Origin of the sequence: Paraburkholderia ultramafica (assembly GCF_902859915.1) — a bacterium.
GTDB lineage: Bacteria > Pseudomonadota > Gammaproteobacteria > Burkholderiales > Burkholderiaceae > Paraburkholderia > Paraburkholderia ultramafica.
Genome location: NZ_CADIKK010000017.1, coordinates 111101 through 133083 on the forward strand (window position 1 = coordinate 111101; position 21983 = coordinate 133083).

At 65.7% G+C, this 21983-nt stretch carries 16 protein-coding genes and 1 pseudogene; 4 read left to right on the plus strand and 13 right to left on the minus strand.

Annotated features, from left to right (window positions below; genetic code table 11):
• Positions 1 to 88: 88 nt before the first annotated feature.
• The 10 genes and pseudogenes from HV744_RS19240 to HV744_RS19280 all read right to left on the minus strand — a co-directional run bounded on the left by HV744_RS19240 (position 89) and on the right by HV744_RS19280 (position 11198).
• A complete protein-coding gene (locus HV744_RS19240) occupies positions 89 to 1141 on the minus strand; it encodes an adenosine deaminase (RefSeq protein ID WP_175151045.1) in 1053 nt (350 codons plus the stop codon).
• Positions 1142 to 1199: 58 nt separating this feature from the next.
• Complete coding sequence (gene xdhC, locus HV744_RS19245) at positions 1200 to 2216, minus strand: xanthine dehydrogenase accessory protein XdhC (protein ID WP_175151046.1); 1017 nt, start codon at positions 2214 to 2216, stop codon at positions 1200 to 1202.
• A gap of 123 nt (positions 2217 to 2339) precedes the next feature.
• Entirely contained in the window at positions 2340 to 4763 is a 2424-nt protein-coding gene (xdhB, locus tag HV744_RS19250) for a xanthine dehydrogenase molybdopterin binding subunit (protein ID WP_175151047.1), read from the minus strand.
• On the minus strand, positions 4763 to 6310 hold the full coding sequence (gene xdhA, locus HV744_RS19255) for a xanthine dehydrogenase small subunit (RefSeq protein WP_175151048.1): 1548 nt from the start codon (positions 6308 to 6310) through the stop codon (positions 4763 to 4765). The genes xdhB and xdhA overlap by 1 nt, the downstream gene beginning before the upstream one ends.
• 501 nt (positions 6311 to 6811) lie before the next feature.
• Positions 6812 to 7321, minus strand: a complete 510-nt coding sequence (locus HV744_RS19260) for a disulfide bond formation protein B (RefSeq protein ID WP_175151049.1) — start codon at positions 7319 to 7321, stop codon at positions 6812 to 6814.
• A 103-nt stretch (positions 7322 to 7424) separates the two neighbouring features.
• On the minus strand, positions 7425 to 8804 hold the full coding sequence (locus tag HV744_RS19265) for an amidase (RefSeq protein WP_175151050.1): 1380 nt from the start codon (positions 8802 to 8804) through the stop codon (positions 7425 to 7427).
• A 100-nt stretch (positions 8805 to 8904) separates the two neighbouring features.
• Positions 8905 to 9585 carry a GntR family transcriptional regulator gene (locus HV744_RS19270; protein ID WP_175151051.1) on the minus strand — a complete coding sequence of 227 codons (681 nt, stop codon included), beginning with the start codon at positions 9583 to 9585 and terminating at the stop codon, positions 8905 to 8907.
• A 66-nt stretch (positions 9586 to 9651) separates the two neighbouring features.
• Positions 9652 to 9801, minus strand: coding sequence for a hypothetical protein (locus HV744_RS38510; protein ID WP_425497776.1), 150 nt, complete (start codon positions 9799 to 9801; stop codon positions 9652 to 9654).
• 133 nt (positions 9802 to 9934) lie between these two features.
• Positions 9935 to 10504: pseudogene (locus tag HV744_RS19275) on the minus strand (MFS transporter); the annotation flags it as partial.
• A 7-nt stretch (positions 10505 to 10511) separates the two neighbouring features.
• Positions 10512 to 11198 carry a DUF2848 domain-containing protein gene (locus HV744_RS19280; RefSeq protein ID WP_175151052.1) on the minus strand — a complete coding sequence of 229 codons (687 nt, stop codon included), beginning with the start codon at positions 11196 to 11198 and terminating at the stop codon, positions 10512 to 10514.
• 230 nt (positions 11199 to 11428) lie between these two features.
• On the opposite strand from HV744_RS19280, the gene HV744_RS19285 reads away from it, so the two are divergent.
• The 3 genes from HV744_RS19285 to HV744_RS19295 all read left to right on the plus strand — a co-directional run bounded on the left by HV744_RS19285 (position 11429) and on the right by HV744_RS19295 (position 16281).
• Positions 11429 to 13186: a cation:proton antiporter gene (locus HV744_RS19285; protein WP_175151053.1), complete on the plus strand. Its 1758-nt coding sequence runs from the start codon at positions 11429 to 11431 to the stop codon at positions 13184 to 13186.
• Positions 13187 to 13391: 205 nt separating this feature from the next.
• Positions 13392 to 14897, plus strand: a complete 1506-nt coding sequence (locus HV744_RS19290; RefSeq protein ID WP_175151054.1) for a type 1 glutamine amidotransferase — start codon at positions 13392 to 13394, stop codon at positions 14895 to 14897.
• 604 nt (positions 14898 to 15501) lie between these two features.
• Positions 15502 to 16281 carry a DUF2968 domain-containing protein gene (locus HV744_RS19295; protein WP_175151055.1) on the plus strand — a complete coding sequence of 260 codons (780 nt, stop codon included), beginning with the start codon at positions 15502 to 15504 and terminating at the stop codon, positions 16279 to 16281.
• A gap of 100 nt (positions 16282 to 16381) precedes the next feature.
• Here the strand turns inward: HV744_RS19295 and HV744_RS19300 are convergent, their stop codons facing one another.
• Positions 16382 to 17476, minus strand: a complete 1095-nt coding sequence (locus tag HV744_RS19300; protein WP_175151056.1) for a hypothetical protein — start codon at positions 17474 to 17476, stop codon at positions 16382 to 16384.
• Between the two features lie 304 nt (positions 17477 to 17780).
• Positions 17781 to 18305: a GNAT family N-acetyltransferase gene (locus tag HV744_RS19305; protein WP_175151057.1), complete on the minus strand. Its 525-nt coding sequence runs from the start codon at positions 18303 to 18305 to the stop codon at positions 17781 to 17783.
• Between the two features lie 307 nt (positions 18306 to 18612).
• On the opposite strand from HV744_RS19305, the gene tcuC reads away from it, so the two are divergent.
• The gene (gene tcuC, locus HV744_RS19310) at positions 18613 to 19914 is read left to right on the plus strand and encodes an MFS transporter (RefSeq protein ID WP_175151058.1); all 1302 of its coding nucleotides are present in this window, start codon (positions 18613 to 18615) and stop codon (positions 19912 to 19914) included.
• Positions 19915 to 20093: 179 nt separating this feature from the next.
• Here tcuC and HV744_RS19315 read toward each other — a convergent pair whose 3' ends face one another.
• The gene (locus HV744_RS19315; RefSeq protein ID WP_175151059.1) at positions 20094 to 21941 is read right to left on the minus strand and encodes a tetratricopeptide repeat protein; all 1848 of its coding nucleotides are present in this window, start codon (positions 21939 to 21941) and stop codon (positions 20094 to 20096) included.
• Positions 21942 to 21983: the final 42 nt, after the last annotated feature.

The window sequence follows — 21983 nt, forward strand, 5'->3', positions numbered from 1 at the left end:
AAGCTGAACAGCGCGGACGGCGGCTTTATGCTGGGGCTTAGTTTCGAACCACAACCCGCGCCGCCGTCGGCTGCTATATCCCGGCCCGTCAGTGCGGGCCGCTTTGATGCCAGTGCGCGTCGAGCTTCGCGATCAGTTCATTGCGTTGCTCGGGCGTGACGAACGACGCTTCGAAGCTGTTGCGGATGATCGTGTAGACCTCGGCATCGTTGAGCTTCAACGCGTCGATGGTGGCGAGATAGTTGGCGTTCACGTAGCCGCCGAAGTAGGCCGGATCGTCGGAATTCACCGTCACCGCGACGCCGCGATCGAGCAGATCCTTCAGCGTGTGCCTGGTGAGGTCGTCGAACACGCAGAGCTTCAGGTTCGACAGCGGGCAGACGGTCAGCGCAACGCGCGTGTCGGCCAGACGCGTGACGAGCGCCGGGTCTTCGATGCTGCGCACGCCATGATCGACGCGGTCCACTTTCAGCAGATCGAGCGCTTCGTAGATATACGACGGCGGCCCTTCTTCGCCCGCATGCGCGACGAGTTTCAGGCCGAGTGCGCGCGCCTTCGCGAACACGCGTTCGAACTTCGACGGCGGATGACCGCGCTCCGACGAATCCAGACCGACGCCGATCAGCCGATGCTTGTACTGCTCGAACAACGGCAGCGCTTCTTCGAAGGTGGCGAGCGCGTCCTCTTCGGACAGATGGCGCAGGAAGCACAGAATCAGCTTGCTCGACATGCCGCGCTGTTGCGCGTCGGCGAGCGCGCGTTCGATGCCGGCCACCACGGTCGCGATCGACACGCCGCGTTCGGTGTGTGTCTGCGGGTCGAAGAAGATCTCGCTGTGAATCACGTTGTCGGCGAGGCACCGTTCGACATACGCCATCGTCATGTCGTAGAAGTCCTGCTCGTGCAGCAGCACGCTTGCGCCCGCATAGTAGATGTCGAGGAACGATTGCAGATCGGTGAACGCGTAGGCGGCGCGCAGCGCTTCGATCGAGTCGTACGCGAGCTTCACGCCGTTGCGCTCGGCGAGCGCGAAAATCAGTTCGGGTTCGAGCGAGCCTTCGATATGGATATGCAGCTCGGCCTTCGGAGCCCGCGCGGTTTTATCGGCGAGCGATGGGGTGGTAGCGGTCGTTGTATTCATAGTCGTTTGGAGTTTGTTGGAGTCGGTTCGCGCCGGCCGCACGCCGGGGCGCACTGCATCAGACCGTTTGTGTCGCGTGACGCGTGCCCGCGTTCGCCTCGACGGCCTGCAGCATCTGCGCGGCCGCCGAGATCGCGATGATCTCCGGCGACTTGTCGACGATGCCGTCGACGCCGAGCGGGCACTTCATCCGCGCGATCTGCGACGGATCGATGCCGCGCGCCGCCAGCCGGTGTTCGAACTGCTTGCGCTTGCTATGCGAGCCGATCATGCCGAAGAACGCGAAATCGCCGCGCCGCAGAATGCGCTCGGCCAGTTCGAGATCACGCGCATGGTTGTGCGTCATCACGATGAAGTACGTGTGCGGCGCGGCCTGGTCGATCGCTTCATCGGGCGCGTCGTTCGGATCGAGCTTGACGTTCGGCGCGTGCAGCGATTCGACCGGCGGGAACTGCGCATCGCGTTCGTCGACCCAGCGGACCGTGCAGGGCAGCGTGGCGAGCACGCGAACCAGCGCGGCGCCCACGTGGCCGGCGCCGAACAGCACGACGGCGAAGTCGCCGGGCGCGATGGTTTCGGTGAGCAGCGCGACGCTGTCGTCGAAACCGGCGCCGTCCCACAGCAGACAGTCGGCGGCGTCGACGCCCGGCTCGGGGTCGGACAGCATCACCGCGTCCGGCGCGGGGCCGAATGATACGCTACGCACGGTCGATTGGCCCGCGGCCACGCGCTTCGCGAGCGACGTGATCCAGCCGAGGTCGCCGACGTCGAGCCGCTCGAACGCGAGAATCACCGCGCCGCCGCAGCATTGGCCGAGGCTCGGGCCGAGCGCGAAACGCTCCAGCCGGCGCATGTGCGGCGAGCGCATGCCGTCGCGCAACACCTGGCGCGCGGTCTCGATCGCTTTCCATTCGAGGTGGCCGCCGCCGATCGTATGCTTGGCCGAGTCGCGCGTGACGATCATCTTGGTGCCGGCTTCGCGCGGTGCCGAACCTTCGACGCGCGCGACCGTCACCAGCACGGCGGCGTCGCCGTGCGCGAGCAGTTGTTGCAGCTCAGGTAGCCAGGCTTGCATCCGGCGGTTCTCCATACGTGGCCGCGCGGGGTGTCCGTGCGGCTGGTTGCGTGCGGCGTGACGCGTTCGTGTCGTGTCAGGCCGTCGGGTTATTTCATTGCGATCATTCTATTGCGGTGGTTTTCACGCTGTCGTGTCGATGATGGCCGGCTGCGCTGCGGGTTCGGTTGCGCAAGCGGCCTGCAACGCGTCGAGCGCATCGAGTATCGCTTCGGGCGTGGCCGGCGCGCGCAGCGGCGGAGCCTGTTGCGCGCCCGGCACGGCGGCCGCGATCGCATCGCGAATCGCAAGGAACACTGAGAACGGCAGCAGCAGCGGCGGCTCGCCGACCGCCTTCGAGCGAAACACGGTCGGCTCGGCGTTCTGGTTCTGATAGAGCTGCACATGAAACGCGGCGGGCGTGTCGCTGACCGCGGGAATCTTGTACGTGGACGGCGCATGCGTCATCAGACGGCCATCGCGGTTCCACCACAGCTCTTCGGTGGTGAGCCAGCCCATGCCTTGAATGAAGCCGCCTTCCACCTGGCCGATGTCGATCGCCGGATTGATCGACTGGCCGGCGTCGTGCAGCATGTCCGCGCGCACCAGCTTCCATTCGCCGGTCAGCGTGTCGATCACGACCTCCGACACAGCCGCGCCATACGCAAAGTAATAAAACGGATGACCGGTCAGCGTTTTCGCATCCCAATGCACTTTCGGCGTCGAGTAGAAACCGTCCGACCACAACTGCACGCGCGCCAGATACGCGGCGCCGACCAGTTGCTCGAACGGCATCGCGCCGCCGTTCACCGACACTGCGCCGTTGGCGAACTGCACGTCGTGCGCGTTGCCGCCGAGCTGTTTGGCCGCGAGTTCGGCGAGCCGCGCACGGATCGTGCGCGCCGCGGCTTCGGCGGCTTTGCCGTTCAGATCGCTGCCGGTGGAGGCCGCGGTCGCCGACGTATTCGCGACCTTCGAGGTATCGGTCGCCGTGACCCGCACGCGCGTCAGCGGCAAGCCGAACTGATTCGCGACGACCTGCGCGACCTTCGTGTTGAGCCCCTGGCCCATCTCGGTGCCGCCGTGATTGACGAGCACCGAGCCGTCCTTGTACACATGCACCAGTGCGCCGGCCTGATTCAGAAACGGCACGTTGAACGAGATGCCGAACTTCACCGGCGAAAACGCGAGGCCGCGCTTGAGCACCGGACTGCCGGCGTTGAATGCGGCGAGCGCCGCGCGGCGCGCGCGGTAGTCGCTGGAGTCGAGCAGTGCGTCGGTCAGCGGCGCGATGATGTTGTCTTCGACGCGCTGTCCGTAAGGCGTCGTGTTGCGTTCACCGATGCCGTAGTAGTTGGCGAGACGCACGTCGAGCGGATCGCAGTTCAACTGACGCGCGATGCTGTCGAGCATCACTTCCATCACCAGCGCGCCTTGCGGGCCGCCGAAGCCGCGGAACGCGGTGTTCGACTGCGTGTGGGTCTTGCAGCACAGTGCGACGATATCGACATCGGACAGGTAGTACGCGTTGTCGAAGTGGCACACGGCGCGCGTGGCGACCGCGCCGGACAGATCGGCCGAATAGCCCGCGCGCAACGCGATTTCGACACGCGCGCCGAGAATGCGGCCGCTGTCGTCGAAGCCGGCTTCGTACTCGTAGACCGCGTCGTGGCGCTTGCCGGTGATCATGAAATCGTCGTCGCGATCGGCGCGCAGTTTGACCGGACGGCGCAGCAGTTTCGCCGCCAGCGCCGCCACGCATGCGAACAGCGCCGATTGCGATTCCTTGCCGCCGAAGCCGCCGCCCATGCGCCGGCACTCGCACACCACGTTATGCGCGGGCCAGTCGAGCATATGCGCGACCACCTGTTGCATTTCGCTCGGATGCTGCGTCGAACTGTAGACGAGCATGCCGTCCATTTCCTTCGGCACCGCGTACGCGATCTGCCCTTCCAGATAAAACTGCTCCTGGCCGCCGACTTCGAAGGTGCCGCTGATCCGGTGCGGTGCGCCGGCGATCTTCGCGTCGGGCTCGCCGCGTCTGAGGTGCAGCGGCGGCAGCACGAACTGCTTGCTGGCTTTCGCTTCGGCGGGCGTGAGGATGGCTTCGAGCGGTTCGTAGCGGACCACGTCGTCGCTTTTCGCGAGCGCCGCGGCACGACGCGCCAACTCGTGGTTCTCGGCAATCACCGCGAACACCGGTTGACCGAGATACAGCACTTCGCCGACCGCGAGAATCGGGTCGTCGTGCAGCACCGGGCCGCAATTGTTTTCGCCGGGGATGTCCTCGGCGGTGAGCACCGCGATCACGCCGGGCGCTTTTCTGACTGCGTCCAGATCCATCGACACGATCCGCGCGTGCGCATGGCGCGACAGCCCGAGCGCCGCGTGCAGCGTGCCGTGCAGTTCGGCAATGTCGTCGGTGTAGGTGGCTTCGCCGCTCACGTGCAGCGCGGCCGATTCATGCGGCAGCGAGACGCCGATCGCCGCGTCGTGGTCATGCGCGCTGGCGTTCTTTGCGGCAAGCGTTCCACCGGCGTGTTCGACGAAAGCTTCAGTCCGGTTCATCACGACGACTCCTTCGCAATGGCCGCATCCGGCGCGCCGGCTTCGAACGCGAACGCATTCACGTCGAGCAGGGCGAGCGGCGCGTCATTGCGCGTTTCGAGGTGGAAGCGCCACAGCAGGTTGCGCGCCACCTTCAGTCGATAGGCGCTCGATGCGCGCATGTCGGTGAGCGGCTGGTAATCGGCGACGAGTGCGTTCATCGCCTGCCGCGCGGTGCTTTCGTTCCATGTAGCGCCGTTCAGCACGGCTTCGGTTTGTGCGGCGCGCTTTGGCGTGGCGGCCATGCCGCCGAACGCGACGCGGGCTTGCCGAATCGCGCCGTCGTCGCCGAGATGCAGCGCGAACGCCGCGCATACCGCCGAGATGTCCTGATCGTAGCGCTTCGACACTTTGTACGTGCGAAAGCGCAGATTGCCGGCCGGGCGCGGCACGCGCAGCGCCGTGACGAATTCGCCGGCCGCGAGCGCGGTTTTCTGATAGCCGAGGTAGAACGCGTCGAGCGGCAGCGTGCGGGTTTTCGGACCGTGGCGCAGCACGACTTCGGCGCCGAGCGCGAGCAGCGCCGGCATCGAATCGCCGATCGGCGAGCCGTTCGCGACGTTGCCGCCGAGCGTGCCGGCATTGCGGATCGGCAGCGACGCGAAGCGCGTCCACATTTCGGCGAGCTCGGGGTAATCGACGGCGAGGGCCGCGTACCCGTCTTCGAGCGTGACGGCCGCGCCGATCGTCAGCGTTTGCGCATCGCGCTCGACGGTCTTCAGTTCGGCGACGTTGCCGATGTACAGAATGTCGCCGAGATCGCGGAACTGCTTGGTGACCCACAGGCCGACGTCTGTGCTGCCGGCCAGCAGCCGGGCTTGCGGATGGGCCGCGCGCAGCGTGGCGAACGCATCGAGCGTGACCGGCGCGCGGAAGGTGGGCGAGCCGAACGCGGCGCCGCGCGTATCGGGCGCGCTGTATTCGAAGGTGTCATCGCGTTGCAGGGCGCGCAGCTTATCCGCGACGGCCTCGCGATCCAGCGTCACGCGCGGGTACTGCGGATAGTCGAACATCTTCTGCGACGCGTCGACGATCGGCCGGTAGCCGGTGCAGCGGCACAGGTTGCCGGACAGCGCGGCCTTGATCTCGTCGCGGGTGGGCAGGCCGGCGTCGGCCGGCTGGTTTTCGTACAGCGCCCACATCGACATCACGAAGCCGGGTGTGCAGAAGCCGCACTGCGAACCGTGGCAATCGACCAGCGCCTGTTGCACCGGGTGCAGCGCGCCATCGGCGGCGCGCAGGTCTTCGACGGTGAACAGGGCCTTGCCGTCCAGAGTGGGCAGGAACTGGATGCAGGCGTTGACCGCTTTCAGCGCGAGCGCGCCACCCGCGTCCAGTTCGCCGACGACCACTGTGCAGGCGCCGCAGTCGCCTTCCGCGCAGCCTTCCTTGGTGCCGGTGCAATGCAGATCCTCGCGCAGGTGCTGGAGCACGGTGCGCGTCGCCGGGACGCCCGCAACCTCACGGACGGACCCCTGGTGATAAAAGCGGATGGTTTGCGTTGTCATGGCGAATCCGAAAGACAGTGCGGACCGGGCGCGCGTTACGCATGGGGTCGCCAAAGCCGGCCTCGCGCACGTAGATCGCCATCCAGACCCGAAGATAGCACTACCGCGTCCCAAAAATATTTCCCATATCGCATGAAGCCTATTCGGCGGCGGTCATGACCTCAGTACGATTCGCGCGGCGGGGAAGTGGCGGGACGCGGGAAGGGGGCGCAAAGCCAGACGGGGCGGGGCGGCGGGGGAATTGTTGTTAACAGCGGGGTGAGCGACGCAGGTTTGAAAGCGCGGGTGCAAGAACGCGGGCGCAAGTACGCGGGTGCAAGTACGCGGGTGCAAGTACGCGGGCGCAAAAGTGCGTCGGCAAAAGCGCGGCTGCAAAAAGCGCGGGTGGAAAGGTCGGCTGCAAAGCTCGCGGGAAATTGCGGCGAAAAAACGCCGGCCTTCGCCGGGCGCCCCCCGACAGGCGCCCCGAAGTCCGGCGTTATTTCACCGCAGGAACCGCGATCAGGCGACCCGGCGGCGATTGCGGATCAGGCTCAGCACCAGCGGGATGAACGCGACCACGAACCCGACCAGCGACCACATCGGCAGCGTCAGACCGAGAATCGGCGGATAGGCCGTTTCGCACAGGCCGGCGACCTTGAACACGCCCGGCAGCCAACGCGCGGGCGGCAGGCTGTCGACCACCGGCTGCAGCGCGTCAAAGCCGCAGCTGAAGCCGGGATTGGCCTGCACGTACACATGCCGCGCGGCGGTCACGATGCCCGCCAGCGCCGACAAGGCCGCCAGCAATTCCAGCAGACGCACGCTGCGCCAGTGGTTGAAGCGTGCGCCGAGGAACGCGAAGATCGCAATCAGCAGGAAGAAATAACGCTGGATGATGCACAACGGGCACGGGTCTTCGCGCCCAAAGTACTGCAGATACAACGCGCCGCCCACCAGGGCGACGCAGATCAGGCCAAGCAGAACCAGCAGGGAGCGCTCGCGGCGCAGCATCGCAATGTCGTTGTTCATGGATCGTATGGCGGTCTGGAAACAAAAAGGACGGGTGCCCGCGATTCTAGCGCGAACCCCCGCCCCGACGCTTATCGCGCCATGACGCCGCGCTGCCGCTCGCTCAGCGAATCGCGTTGAGCACCGCCTGCGCGCCGCGGCCGATCGCCAGCAACGCGTCATCGGCGTGCGGCGCGCCCGCCAGCATCAGGCCGACCGGCGCGTCACCGCGCAGATGGCAGGGCAGCGACAGCGCGCAGCTGTCGAGGAAGTTGAAGACGCTCGGATTACGCAGGATCAGCGCGTTGATGCGGCCAAACGCATCGTCGTCGTGAATCAGGTCGGCCACGCGCGGCGGCAGGACCGGCACGGTCGGCGCGACGACCGCGTCGAAGCGCTGCCACAGCGTGCGGGCGGCTTCGTCGAGCATCGCCGCGCGCTCGGCGAGCAGGTCCAGATAGTCGACGGCGCTGGCCGGCTGGCCTTTGAGGATGCGCACCAGCACGCGCGGATCGTATTGCTCGCGGTGCTTGTCGAGCAGCGGACGATGCCACGCATACGCCTCGATCGGCGAGAAGCCGATGCGGTTGATCTCGGGCAAGCGGTCGAGCGGCGCAAAACGCACTTCGCTGACAATCGCGCCGGCCGCCTCCAGGTGCTTGAGCGCGGTGTCGATTGCCGCGGCGACCGCCGGTTCGACGCCGTCAGTGACGAAGTGGGTCAGCACGCCAAGGCGCACGCCTTCGAGCGGCCGGGCGGCCGGGATGCGCGGCTCGAGCCCGGCCAGCATCCGGTCGACCAGCGCGCAGCACGCGACCGACACGCCGATCGGCCCGAACGAATCGAGCGTCGGCGAGAGCGGCACGCCGCCTTGCTTGGGGATGCGCGAAGCGGTCGGCTTGAAGCCGGTCAGGCCGCACAGCGCGGCCGGGATGCGGATCGAGCCGCCGGTGTCGGTGCCGAGCGCGACGGCCGCCATGCCGTCCGCGACCGACGCCGCCGCGCCCGACGACGAGCCGCCCGAAATCCGCTCGTCGCCTTTCACGTTGCGTTGATACGGCGACAGCGGATGGCCGTAGTGCGGATTCAGGCCGAGTCCGGAAAACGCGAACTCGCTCATGTTGGTGCGCCCGACGATTACCGCGCCGGCCCGCTTCAAACGCGCGACCGCGACGGCGTCCGCCTTCGCGGCGGGGGCGTCGGCGAGCACCACGGAACCGGCGCGGGTCGGCTGGCCTTCTATATCGAACAGGTCCTTGACCGACACCGGAATCCCGGCGAGCGGCGACAGCACGGTGCCGGCGGCGCGCAGGCGGTCGTGCGCGTCGGCGGCGGCGCGGGCGCTGTCGGCGTCGACGTGCATGAAGGCGACCGCGCCCTGGCCGGCCGGATCGGCGATCCGTTCGAGCGCGGTTTCGACGAGCGCGCGGCTCGCGGTGCGGCCGGCGGCGAGGTCGGCGGCAAGCTGGGCAAGCGGCGGGAAGGGCGTGAATTCAGTGGCCATGATGTCGGTAGGAATCCGGTTGAACCGGGGCAAGCCGGTTGATCAAATGGATGCGGCAAATAAAGCGTGCGATTGAGAACCGTCGATGCGCTGCGGGCGCTCAGATGCGATTGAACAGTGTCGCGCGGAACGCCTCGATATGCTTTTGCACCGATTGACGGGCGCCTTCGGCATCGCGTTCGCGCAGCAGACGAAACAGTTCGAGATGTTCTTCGTGGACGTCTTCGAGATGATGCGGCTCGGACAGCGAAATGAACCAGAAGCGCAGCGAGCGTTCATGCAGTCCGCGCAGGATATCGGCCAGCACCGGGTTGCGCGAGGCGGCCGAGATCGCCAGATGAAACTCGCGGTCGATGTCCATCATGCCTTCAATATCGTGCGCGGCGGCGCATACCGACGAGCGTTCCAGCAGCGCCTGCATCGCGTCGTAATCGTGCTGCTGCGCGTGGCGCGCGGCGAGTTCCACGCAGTAGCTTTCGTTGACAAGGCGCACGTCAATGATCGCCAGCACGTCGTCGAGCGAAACCGGCCGGACCATGATGCCCTTTCTCGGCATGATGGTCAGCATGCCTTCGTGCACCAGCCGGTGCAGCGCCTGATGAACCGGCGTTCTGCCGATCCCGGTCAGCGCCATCAATTCCGCTTCGTTGAGCACCTCGCTCGGCCGCAGCCGCATCGTGATGATCTCGCGCTTGACGAACGCATAGGCCTGTTCGGCGAGGCTCGCGGCGGCGCTCGCGCGGGTGGGCGGGGAGGGGCGGGCAGTCTGCAGGAGCGTCATGGGAGGAGCTAGCGGGCGATGTCGTCCGCATTGTAGAGCAAGGTTTTGCGTCGACGGCGCGGCAACTCAGGCACGCCCCGGCGAAACCGCCGCCGCATGCTGCACCTTGACGCGCGGCATCAGCAGCGTCACCAGCCCGCCGACGATCAGCGCCCCCGCGATCAGCACGAGCCCGAACGTCACGCTATGCGTCGCGTCCTTGACGATGCCGAGCACGTACGGGCTCACATAGCCCGCGAGGTTCGCAATCGAGTTGATCACCGCGATCCCGGCGACCGCCGCCGTGCCTTGCAGGAAGGTCGTCGACATCGACCAGAAGATGCCGAAGCCCGCGAGGATGCCGATATACGCGCCAGCCGCGCAGGCCGTGCGCGTCATGCAGCGCCGACATCAGAAAGCCCGACAACGGCGCGCCGATGATGCCCGCCACCGGAATCGCCGCCATGAACACCGCGACCATCCGCGCGCGCCGGTCGGATGGAAACCAGAAGGTCAGATACAGCACCACGCCCGGCACCAGCCCGGCTTCGGCCACGCCGAGGAAAAAGCGCAGCACGTAGAACATCGTCTCGCTGCGCACGAACATCATCAGGCACGACAGCAGCCCCCACAGCATCGTGATGCGGGCGATCGTGGCGCGCGCGCCGAACTTCTTCAACAGCAGATTGCTCGGCACTTCGAACACGAAGTAGCCGAAGAAAAAGATCCCCGCGCCGAGTCCGTACGCCGCGTTCGAGAGGCCGAGGTCGCCGGTGAACTGCAGCTTCGCGTAGCCGATGTTGACGCGGTCCAGATACGACAGCACATAGACGAGAAACAGGAACGGCATGATGCGCCAGGTGATCTTGCGCAACGCGGTGGCTTCGAGCCACGCGTCGGACGACGCGGCGGCACTGACGGATAGCGACGGGGAGCTCATGAGTGCCTCATTCGACGATAGGTAGCGCGCGCACGCGATAGGCGTGGCGCAGTGTGCGGTTCAGGATGGGGTCGTGCAGTTCGAGTTCGAGCGCGTCGCCGTCGGCCATCCCGACGATGCCGCCTTGCACCGCCAGCGTGCCGCAGAACATCGCCGCGCGTTGTGCGAGCGGCGCGCGTGCGAGCAGGTCCGCGGCCGGCAGCAACGACGCGACGCTGCCTTGCTGATAGACGCGCCGCTCGCCGTTCGCGAGTGCGTAAGCGCGCAATTCCAGTTGATCCCAGTGGCCGGCCACCTCGTCGAAACGCCACGCGTCGCGCGCGAGCGGTTTCGGGCAGACCTGCTTGGAGACGGTCACGCCGTAGGCCTCGACTTCGCGGTCGGTGTGGTCGGAGCCGATCGTGACGAGCAAGCCCGTGTTTGCCTGCACCAGCACGCATTCGGCTTCGCCGCTGGACTTCGCGCCGACCACGTCGATCTGCTCGGCCTGCGTCAGCAGCTCCGCGCCGAGACGGTAGAAGCACGGCGTGGTGGACGGCCGCTTCACGCCGAGTTCGGCCAGTTCGGCGATGTGATGCTCGATGGCGGCCTGGTCGCGCCCGGCCCAACCGGCGATCGTCAGACGGCTCACTTCGACACGCTCCGCACGACTCTGGCCGGCTCGGTCTACGACATTGAAGGACAACTGCTGCATCACTCGACTCCGAAGAAAATATGCGTCAAATATTATTGTGATATTTCACATGAGTCCAGCGTGTCAAAAATATTCCTGGCCGACTGAGGACGAGCGAAGCCGACCGCAGGCGGCTGGATGCGTCGCCCAGCGCCAATCCCAAGCCCTTCGACCCTTTGCGCGATTCGGCATGTTCTGGTCGGCTGCTACACTGCGCTTCTCTGAGATTACTTTTTGTAAGGAACGCATCCATGCACCATGGCATCGGCTTCATTCAGGATCTGGCGGTCGTGATGGCGCTCGCCGGCGTCGTCACCGTGCTGTTCCATCGCCTGAAGCAGCCGGTGGTGCTCGGTTATATCGCCGCCGGCGTGATCATCGGACCGTACACGCCGCCGTTCCAGCTGATCCACGACGAGCAGACCATCCAGACGCTAGGCGAACTCGGCGTGGTGTTCCTGATGTTTTCGCTGGGACTCGAATTCAGCTTGCGCAAGCTCTTCAAGGTCGGCGCGACGGCGATCGTCGCGGCGCTCTCCGAGATCGTGCTGATGTTGTGGATCGGCTATGAGATCGGCAGCGCGTTCGGCTGGAGTTCGATGGACTCGCTGTTTCTCGGCGCGATCCTCGCGATTTCGTCGACCACCATCATCGTCAAGGCGCTGTCCGAGTTGGGCCTGAAGCGCGAGAGCTTCGCGCAGCTAGTGTTCGGCATCCTGATCGTCGAGGACATACTCGGTATCGCGATGCTGGTGCTGCTGACCGGTATCGCGCAGACCGGGCAGTTGAGCGCCGGTCTCGCGATGGTCACGCTCGGCAAGCTGCTGCTGTTCATGACGGTGTCGCTGCTGATCGGCGTGCTGGTGGTGCCGCGCGCGTTGAACTACGTGGCGCGCACGCGCAGCGACGAGATGCTGCTGGTGTCCGTGCTCGGCTTCTGCTTCGGCTTCTGTCTGCTGGTGGTCAAGCTCGACTACAGCATGGCGCTCGGCGCGTTCCTGATCGGCGCGATCATGGCCGAATCGCGCCATCTGCATCGGATCGAACATCTGATCGCGCCGTTGCGCGACGCGTTCTCGGCGATCTTCTTCGTGACGATCGGCCTGATGCTGAATCCGGCCGTGCTGGTCGACTACGCGTGGCCGATCGCGGTGATCACGACGGCGGTGATCGTCGGCAAGATCGTGTCGTGCGGGCTCGGCACCTTGCTCGCCGGCAAGGACGGACGTACGGCGACGCGGGTCGGCATGACCGTTTCGCAGATCGGCGAGTTCTCGTTCATCATCGCGTCGCTCGGCGTGACGCTGAAGGTGACGAGCGCGTTTCTGTATCCGATCGCGGTGGCGGTGTCGGCGCTGACCACGCTGTTCACGCCGTATCTGATTCGCGCCGCCGATCCGCTGACCCGGTGTCTAGCTCGCGCGATGCCGGGCACGCTCGCCAAGGTGTTCGGCCTCTATGGTCAGTGGTTGCGCAGCCTGAGCACGGCCAGCGGCGAGCCGACCCTATTCAGCCTGACGCGGCGGATCATTCTGCAGATTGCCGTCAACCTTGCGCTGGTCGCCGCGATTTTTCTGGCCGTATCGTATAGCGCGCCTTATACCGGCAAGCTGCTCGCACATTGGTTGAGTTCCGAGCCGATGCAGCGCGTGGTGCAGTGGAGCGTCGCGCTGGTCGTGTCGATGCCGTTTCTGGTGGCGGTCTATCGCAAGACCAAGTCGCTCGCGCTGCTGCTCGCCGAAGTCAGCGTGCAGCCGGCGACAGCGGGGCGCTTGACGAGCGCGCTCCGTTACGCGATCGCCGATCTGGTGCCGGTGGTGTCGATGGCCGGCGTGTTTTTGCTGGTTGCGGCGCTCTCGGGCAGCATCCTGCCGCCGACCGGCCTGCTCGCCGCCGTACTGATCTGCGCGGCAGTGCTGCTGGCGCTCGTGTGGCGCTGGTGCGTGAAGATTCACGCGTCGATGCAGATCGCCTTGCGCGAGACTTTTGAAGAGCAGCCGGATCCTTGAGTCAGCGGGCTTTGCGCTGTGGTCCCCAAGGGGACTTCCTTCGCGGTGTGGTCCAAGGGGATTTCGTTCAGGCGTCCCGCAAGGGGCTTCCTGCGGGCGTCCGCGACAATGTGAGCAATTGTGTGCGGGTTTGCGGCGCGTGCTGCGCTAGCGGATAATCAGGGCATATTCATTCGTTCGCGTGGAAGGCGCCTGTCTGACTGTCATGAGCGAAAATAAACCTGAAAACACCGGCGCGCCCGGCAGCCCGTCGTCGCCTTCGGCGTCGCCAGCTACAGCGTCTTCCGGTGCAACCCCCGACGTAAGCTCGGGCGCGGCGAAACCCGGCACCTCGCCGCTTGAACCGGCGGCCTCGCTACCGCCCTTGCATGAAGACGCGATCCAGTCGCCGATCAAGGATGTCGTGACACCGGCTGCCGCAGAGGCGGCCGCAAGGTCATCGACTGACAGCCCCGCCAGCGCGTCGGCCGTGACGCCGGCCGATCCGCAAACGGCCCGGCAACGCGACGCGGCCGAGGCACGCAGTTCGGCTGCGGCGTCCACCGCGAAGCAGGAGGCCGAAGTTCATGAGCGCGCTGCACGGCGTACCGGCGCACCTGCGGCGCATCCCGAGATCACGAAAGGCATGAAAAGCGCGCCATCCGCATCCACGCTGACGAGCAGCGAGCCGCTTGCCGGCAAACTAACCGCCTCGGCGGACGACGTCGTCGCGACCGAAGAACCCGAGGCTGCCACCAGGCGTCCGGCCGGCGCGCCGCCGCCGGGCTTCGGCGCGGCGCCCGACTTCACCGCGACCAATCCGCCGCCGCCCAACGCGTTGCCGCAGTCGCCGCCGCGCTATCTGAAGCAGAGCGATTCGGCATGGACCGTGTTTGGCCGCATCGTCGCGGCACGTGCGCGCCAGATGTTCGATCGCGCGGGGCAACGGATCACCCAGCGTACGCTGCGCATCGGCGTGTCGGCGCGCATCTTCCATCCGGAGCCGGGTGCGAAGGGGCTGCGCGGCAAGACTTTGCAGTACCTCGAGGAATCGATCGCGCACTGGGTGATGTCGCGCGACGTGCTGGTGTTCATGATTCCGACGGTCGGTCATCAGGGCATGCTGCACCCGAGCAACATCCGTTTGCGCGACTACGCGAAGCATCTCGACGGCCTGCTTCTGCAAGGCGGCGCCGACGTCTCGCCGCAATCGTACGCGGAAGCGGCGACCAGCCACGAGTGGCCCGGCGACCGCGTGCGCGACATGTACGAGCTCGAACTGCTGCACGAATTCGTCGAATCGGGCAAGCCGGTGCTGGGCGTGTGCCGCGGCTGCCAACTGATCAACGTGGCGTTCGGCGGCACCTTGTATCAGGACATCGCGACCGATGTGCCGACCGCAAGCACGCACGTCAACGAGGACTACGATCAGCATCGGCACGGGGTTCACTTTCCGGACGGTTCGACGCTGGTCAACATGTTCCCGGGCCGGCGCGACGCGATCGTCAACTCGATCCACCACCAGGCGGTGAAGACGCTCGGACGCGATCTCAATATCGAGGCGGTATCGGCGTCGGACGGCATCATCGAGGCCGTGCGCTATCGGCGTGCGCCGTTCGTGATGGGGGTGCAGTGGCATCCGGAGTTTCATCGCGCGGGCGGCCCGGAGTTGCTCGATTGCACGCCTTTGCTCGATACGTTCCTGCGGGTGGCGCGCGAGACGCGGTTTTGATGCGGTTGGGTTTTTAGGCTCACGCTTCGACCGCGTGGCTTGGGCTTGGGTTTGGGTTGGGTGCCGTCTCCTGAAGCTGATTTGTCCGACGCGCCGTCGCGTTATGCGGCGGTGCGTTGCGCGCGACATGGCGCTGCGCCACCTCTTCCACGCGGTTTCCTGTGCATTTTCCTCGTCGGCTTCCCTTTATCGAGATAATAAGGAATCCGGGTTTTCATGGCCGCAATGGGGCAATGCCGGATTCTCCGCCTGAGATTTTTCGCCGTATCAGGCCCGCTTTTAATTCGCCGATCTCAAACGCGATAGACCCGATTCGGCTTTTACGATCCGGCAATCCGTCTATCGCAATATTGCAAGCCCGCTTGCCGTTGGATTCGTACAAATTCAGCGTAAGTTGGGAAGCGTCTGCGCGAGGTAGATTGCTGCGTTTTCGTCATATCTGAACACTTTTATTCCGCAATTGCGCGATTCATTCGACGAGATTCATTCGCTGTCGATTTATCTCAATTTAGAGCCGCTTCAGACGGCATTTGAGTGCTTCGCTTAACAGCAAATCCGCGTGATAATCTGCGGCTGTTTTCGGATTTGCATGGAGCAAGCAGGTATGAAGCATCCCTTAATAATACGGCGTGCCATGCTGCTCGTGGCCTCGTGCGCGCTGTTGCAGCACGCCGGCTTCGGGCTCGCTGCGCAAAGCGTAGAGGCCGCGCTGATCGCCGGCATGCGACCGGCCAACAGTGAGCTGATGCCGCAACCCAACGTTGCCGGGCTGCCCCAGGTTGCCGCGCTGCCCGGGGCGCCCGCGGATACGCCGGACGCACAGGACGCACAGGACGCACAGGACGCGGCCAGCAATGCGCAAGGCAATGTCGCCGAGTTGATGCGGCTGATTCACGACGCGAAGCTGAGCGAACTGCGCACCACGTATAACGGCAGTTACGGCGCGAGTCTGTTCTTCTATCCGCAAGAGGTGACGTACTACGTCGCGTTATTTCAGGACAAACATTTCTGGCGCGTGATCAAGTTGGAGAATGTGGATCGCGCGGAAGCGATCTACGCGGGTTTCGCCCAGCAGACAGCGCAACTCGCCGACGTCGAAATTCGCCGCACGCAATTGCAGGCGCAAAAGGCCTACATCGAAAACATCATTGCGATTTCGCAGGATCGCGCGAAACGCTTGCAAGCCGATCTCGACGTCGCACGCACGCAGCAGGCCAAGGTCGACGACTACCAGAGGCAAACGCAGGGCGAGGCGGTCACGCTGCATGCAGAGAAGGAGAAAGCGCAGGCGCAATTGCGGCAGGTGCAGAGCGAAGTCATGCAGTTGCAGCGCCAGACGGAATTTGGACTACCGCTTCGGAACGGACTGCCGAACCAGAAGTAACGGAGAAGTAGAGGCGGCGTGATAGAAGAAAAGCCCGGCTACGAACAACAGCCGGGCTTTTTTTTGCGCCGCGATTTTCCCGAAATTACCCGGTTAACGCTTACTTCGCGAATTGATCCGGAACCTCGGTCACGCGACGCTGCGACAGGTGATTCATCCATTCCGTCCCGTTGGCCGCCGACGGATTGATTGACGTAGCAGGGCGGGACGGCGGCGCCATATCGCGCAGGTGCGTCGCCGCGAACGTCGTCACGTCGGCATATTCGTCGATGCCGAGCCGTGCCGGCGCGAGCGGCGAGTAAGACCCCGCAGCCGAAGGCCTCGGCGACGCTCGCTGCGCGACGGGTGGGACGGCGATGCGAGGCATGTCGTCCGACATCGCCGCAATCTGCGATAGCGGGTTTGCAGCGGCGCCATGCGCGAGGTAACGGCGTGCTTTTTCGCGCCGGCTGTCGGTCGTTTCGCGAAGCGCGTGGCGACGATGCGAGAGGGTATCGTTGGTCGACGCGCGCCGCGCTGCCGTTGCTCTAGTTTGATTGGGCGCAGGCGCATAGATGGGCGCACCGCCCACGCGTGCCGATGCCGCGCTTCGAGTTCGCGCATTGCCCTTGCCGGCCGCCGGCTCCCGAGTCGTGACAGCATCGGACAAGCGATGCTGCGGCGGCTTTGCTGGTTGTGCGTCGAGGCTGGCCGTTACCGTGTCCGCGGGTTTCACATCGTCGATCAACTGGCGATGCGCCAGATGACCGAACGCAATCCACGCGAGCATCGCCGCACCGCTGAGTGCGCAGGCGCCGCCCGCTAGCGCTCTCCAATGTGGCGGCGCGCCGCGTGACAGGGTTCCAACCGCAGGCCCCTCGGCCATCGGCAAAGCCGCTGCTTCAGCGAACACATGCGGGGCTTCGTCGCGCGGGGGGGCGAATACCGTGGCGCGCTTCGCCGTTGCGGCCGAGGCCGCCGCAGCAGCGCGCCGTGGGTTTAGCGGCACCCATCTGCAAAACGAAAGGATGGCCTTGTCGCTCATGCAAAAGGTACGCAGCATCGCTGCATAGAGCGCCTTGAGTTCCGTCCGCCAGCTATGGCCAGGCGGAAGCAGCGCCCAGTCGCGGCCGAAGGGCGCCGGCAGGTGACCGAGCGGCCGCACGCGCGGCAGCGCGATGGGGCCTTCGACCAGAGTGAGCGGAATGGTGGACATTGGTCTCTTCCAGCGCCTCGTAGTGGGACCGCCGGTTGACGGCCGCGGGGGTCTGTGGGGACTCAGGCCTCGAGGCGATGCGGGCGGAACGCCTTTCGTGCACGCCGTACATCAACGCCGCCCCAAACGCCGTGCTCAGGTGGAACACATAGTGGGTGCGTGGGCGCTACACGGTGAAGCCATCGGCTGCAGACAATGATGCGGGCAGACCGCTGATCCGGCGATCAGACGGTTCTGAAAAATAGGGACGCTCCGCGAGAGATCGACTCATGCACGAACAACGACCGATCGCTGCGCGCGTACTTTATCGATTCAACCTGTACACGTAGCGCAACGCGGTGATGTCCACGCCGCCCATGTGATCCGGTTCGGCGCCGACAAACTGCCAGCCTTGCCGTTCATAGAAACCGATCGCCGCCGTGTTGCCTTCGAGCACGTACAGATACAGTTGCGCCTCGCCTTGCGCGCGAGCCCAGTCCTCGGCGGCGCGCATCAGCAGCTTGCCGACGCCAATGCCCTGATAGCCGGGCAGCGCATGCAGGTTGTCGAGCAGCACGCCCCACGCGGACTCCGGTTGCCGTTCGGCGCACACGAAGCCGATCGGCTCGCCCGCGAGTTCGGCGATCAGCACGATGCGGCGCTCGCCGCCCGGCGCGCCCAGCCGCGCCTCCCAATAGGCGGCGCGCTCGCGCGTGACTTCGCAGTCGAGGAACGCGTCGGGCAACAGGCCGCGATAAGTGGCCTGCCAACTGGCGCTGTGAATCGAAGCGATCAGCGCGGCGTCGTCGAGAGTCGCGGGGCGCAGCGAAAGGGCGGGGGTGGGTCGCATCGGGGTAATGATCAACGGAAGTGCCAAGCCGCAAAGTTTACCGTGACGATTCGTCCGCGTCGCCCGTAAGCAAACTGTATGCTTTTCGCGACAACGCCAACAACGGTAACATTACCTGGCGCGGCCTCCGCATGAGTCACAAGGTTTACCCTGATACCGCGTGAATGCGTTCGCCATGAGAATGCAGCGCCCCCGGTGCGTCCTTTCCTTACCGTTCGCCTGCGGCATCCGCTTGCCTAACGCCGTGGATCGTTTCAACTGCCTGGTCGTCATCGCATACAGGGCGACCGGCTTATCTGAGAATGTCATGTCGACTGCGTCACACGCCATCCCCGTCCGGGAAGAATCCAAGGTCAAGACCGTTTTTCGCGTCGTCAGCGGCAACTTTCTTGAGATGTACGACTTCATGGTCTACGGCTATTACGCATCGGCGATCGCCAAGACCTACTTCCCAAGCGGCAACGAGTTCGCGTCGCTGATGCTGTCGCTGTCGGTGTTCGGCGCGGGCTTCCTGATGCGCCCGCTCGGCGCGATTGTGCTCGGCGCCTACATCGACCACCACGGCCGCCGCAAAGGCCTGATCCTCACGCTCGGCCTGATGGCGCTCGGCACGCTCACGGTCGCGTCGATTCCAGGCTACGCGACGATCGGCCTGCTAGCGCCCGTGCTCGTGCTGGGCGGGCGTCTGTTGCAAGGCTTCTCCGCCGGGGTCGAACTGGGCGGCGTGTCCGTGTATCTGTCGGAGATCGCCACCAAGGGCAACAAGGGTTTTTATTGCTCGTGGCAGTCGGGCAGCCAGCAGGTCGCGGTGGTGTTCGCCGCGCTGATCGGCGTGCTGCTGAACAAGTTGCTGCCGGCCGACCAGATGACCGCCTGGGGCTGGCGCGTGCCGTTCCTGATCGGCTGCCTGATCGTGCCGTTCCTGTTCATCATTCGCCGTTCGCTGAGGGAAACCGAGGAATTCCAGGCGCGCAAGCATCGTCCGAGCATGAGCGAGATCATGAAGTCGATGGCCACCAACTGGGGCGTCGTGCTGGGCGGCATGGGCATGGTCATCATGACCACCGTGTCGTTCTACATGATCACCGCGTACACGCCCACCTTCGGCAAGGAAGTGCTGAAGCTGTCGGCGATCGACACGCTCGTCGTCACGGTCTGCGTGGGTCTGTCGAACCTGATCTGGCTGCCGCTCTCGGGTGCGCTGTCGGATCGCATCGGCCGCCGTCCGGTGCTGCTCGCGTTCACGGTCCTGACGATCGTCACCGCGTATCCGGCGCTGCAATGGCTGGTCGCCGAGCCGTCGTTCGCGCGCCTGCTGGCGGTTCAGTTGTGGTTGTCGTTCCTGTACGGCAGCTATAACGGCGCGATGGTGGTGGCGCTGACCGAAGTGATGCCGGTCGAAGTCCGCACCGCCGGCTTCTCGCTCGCGTACAGTCTGGCGACGACGGTCGGCGGCTTCACGCCGGCTATCGCGACGCTGCTGATTCACGTCACGAACAACAAGGCGGCGCCGGGTCTGTTCCTCGGCGTGGCGGCGATTTGCGGGCTGATCGCGACGCTGGTGCTGTATCGCACGCCGGAGTCGCGCAATCAGTATCGGGCGGCCTGACGGTTGACTGCCCGCCGTGGTTGGTGCGGTTAAGTTGGTTTGGTTAAAGAAAAACCCCGCGTTCGTGAGGACGCGGGGTTTTTTGTTGCGCGCGGCGCAATGCAATGCAATGCGGTGCTGTGTCGTGCAGGCTGTGTGCTTCGCTGCGCCGCGCGGATTGCACCGAACGTCGCTCGAAGCTAGCCCGTGCGCAATTCGTTCGCCACCGCATCGACGACCTCGCCCCACGCGTCGGGCCGCGGCTGACGGACCAGCGTCGCGCCCGGATACCACGGACTGCGCGTGTCGCCGTCGAACCAGCGCCAATCCGGTGCGAACGGCAGCATCAGCCACAGCGGCTTACGCAGCGCACCGGCCAGGTGAGCGATGGAGGTGTCGATCGACACCACCGCGTCGAGCCGCTCGATGATCGCCGCGGTGTCCGCGAAGTCGCCGATCCGCGTGTCGAACCGATGGATCCACGCCGCCCGTGGATGCGCGTCGAGCGCCGCGCGTTCGTCGACGCTCAGTGCGGGTTGCAGCACGATCCAGTCGATCCCGTCGAGCGCGAACAGCGGGTCGAGCGCGGCGAGCGGCATCGAACGCGTTTCGTTCTGCTGGATGCGTCCCGACCACGCAATGCCGACTTTGCGTTTTGCCTGACCGCCGAGCGAGCCGCGCCATTTGCGGCCATACGTAGGTGGCACGTCGAGATAGGGCGTGCGGCCCGGAATCGTGTCGAAGCTCGTGCCGAGCGCGAGCGGCAGGCTCAGCAACGGGCATTGCAGATCGGCGGCGGGGCGCGGCGCGCCTTGGGGGATCAGCGTCACGCGCCATGCCTGCGCGGCCGGGGCCAGCAAGGGCAGCAATTGCGGCTGCACTTCGAGCACGACGCGCGCGGCGCGCAGCGCGGCGAGCGGGACGAAGCGCACGAATTGCAGCGTGTCGCCGAAACCTTGCTCGGCATGGATCAACAGCGTGCGCTGTTCGATCGGCTCGCCGTGCCAGCGCGGCAGCGTCTGGATGACCGGCTGCGCGACGGTTTGCAGTCGCCACTCGTACTCCGGCAGCCCGCGTGCGAAGTCGCGCTGCGCGAGCCACGCGAGCGCGCGGTTCATGTGCGCGGAGGCGAGGTCGGGGCGCAGGCGCAGCGCCTGATCGAACGCGCGCACAGCGGGCGCGTGCGCGCCGAGCGCCTGGTGCGCGGTGCCGAGACTTAGCCACGCGAGCGCGAATTGCGGATCGAGACCGACCGAGCGTTCGAGATATGGCAGCGCCTGCGCGTGACGTCCCAAGGCCGCGAGCGCATTGCCCATCCCGTAGATGGCCGGTGGCAGATTCGGCTGCAAGCCCAGCGCCGCCTCGAACGACGCGACCGCTTCGGCATGGCGGCCGGTGGCGTCGAACGTATTGGCGAGATTGAAGTGCGCGGCGACGAAGCGCGGCTCGGCGGCGAGCGCCGCCTGGAAGCAGGGGATCGCGTCGTCCGCGCGACCCAGCGCGTTCAGCGCCATGCCCATGTTGTTCAACGCGCCCGCGTGACCGGGACGCAGTGCGAGCGCGCGCCGGAACGACGCGATGGCGTCCGTGTGACGTCCGAGCGCGTGCAGCGCGTTGCCGAGATTGTTGTGGGACGACGCGTCGTCCGGTTGCAGGCGCAGCGATTTCTCGAACGCGTCGGCGGCGTCTTCGTGGCGGCCCACCGACGCGTACGCGTTGCCGAGGTTGTAGTGCGCCATCGGGAAAGAGGGCGCGAGCGTCAGCGCGTTGCGGAACTGTTCGATGGCGTCGTCGATCTGGCCCAGCGCTTTCAGCGCGTTGCCGAGGTTCAGTTGCAGCGCGGCGTCTTCGGGACGCAGGTGCACCGCGCGCCGCACCAGCTCGACGGCTTCGGCGTGCTGGCCCTGCTGGTGGCGCAGGACGCCCAGCAGGTGCAGCGCATCGACGTGCGAGGGATTGCCGTCGAGCGTCGCGCGGTAGCCGCGTTCGGCGTCGTCGAGGCGGCCGTCACGATGCGCCGCGAAAGCGCGGTCAAATACAGGTTGCATGACGGGGAATGGCATTCGGGTGAGGCAGAGGCCGCATTTTCC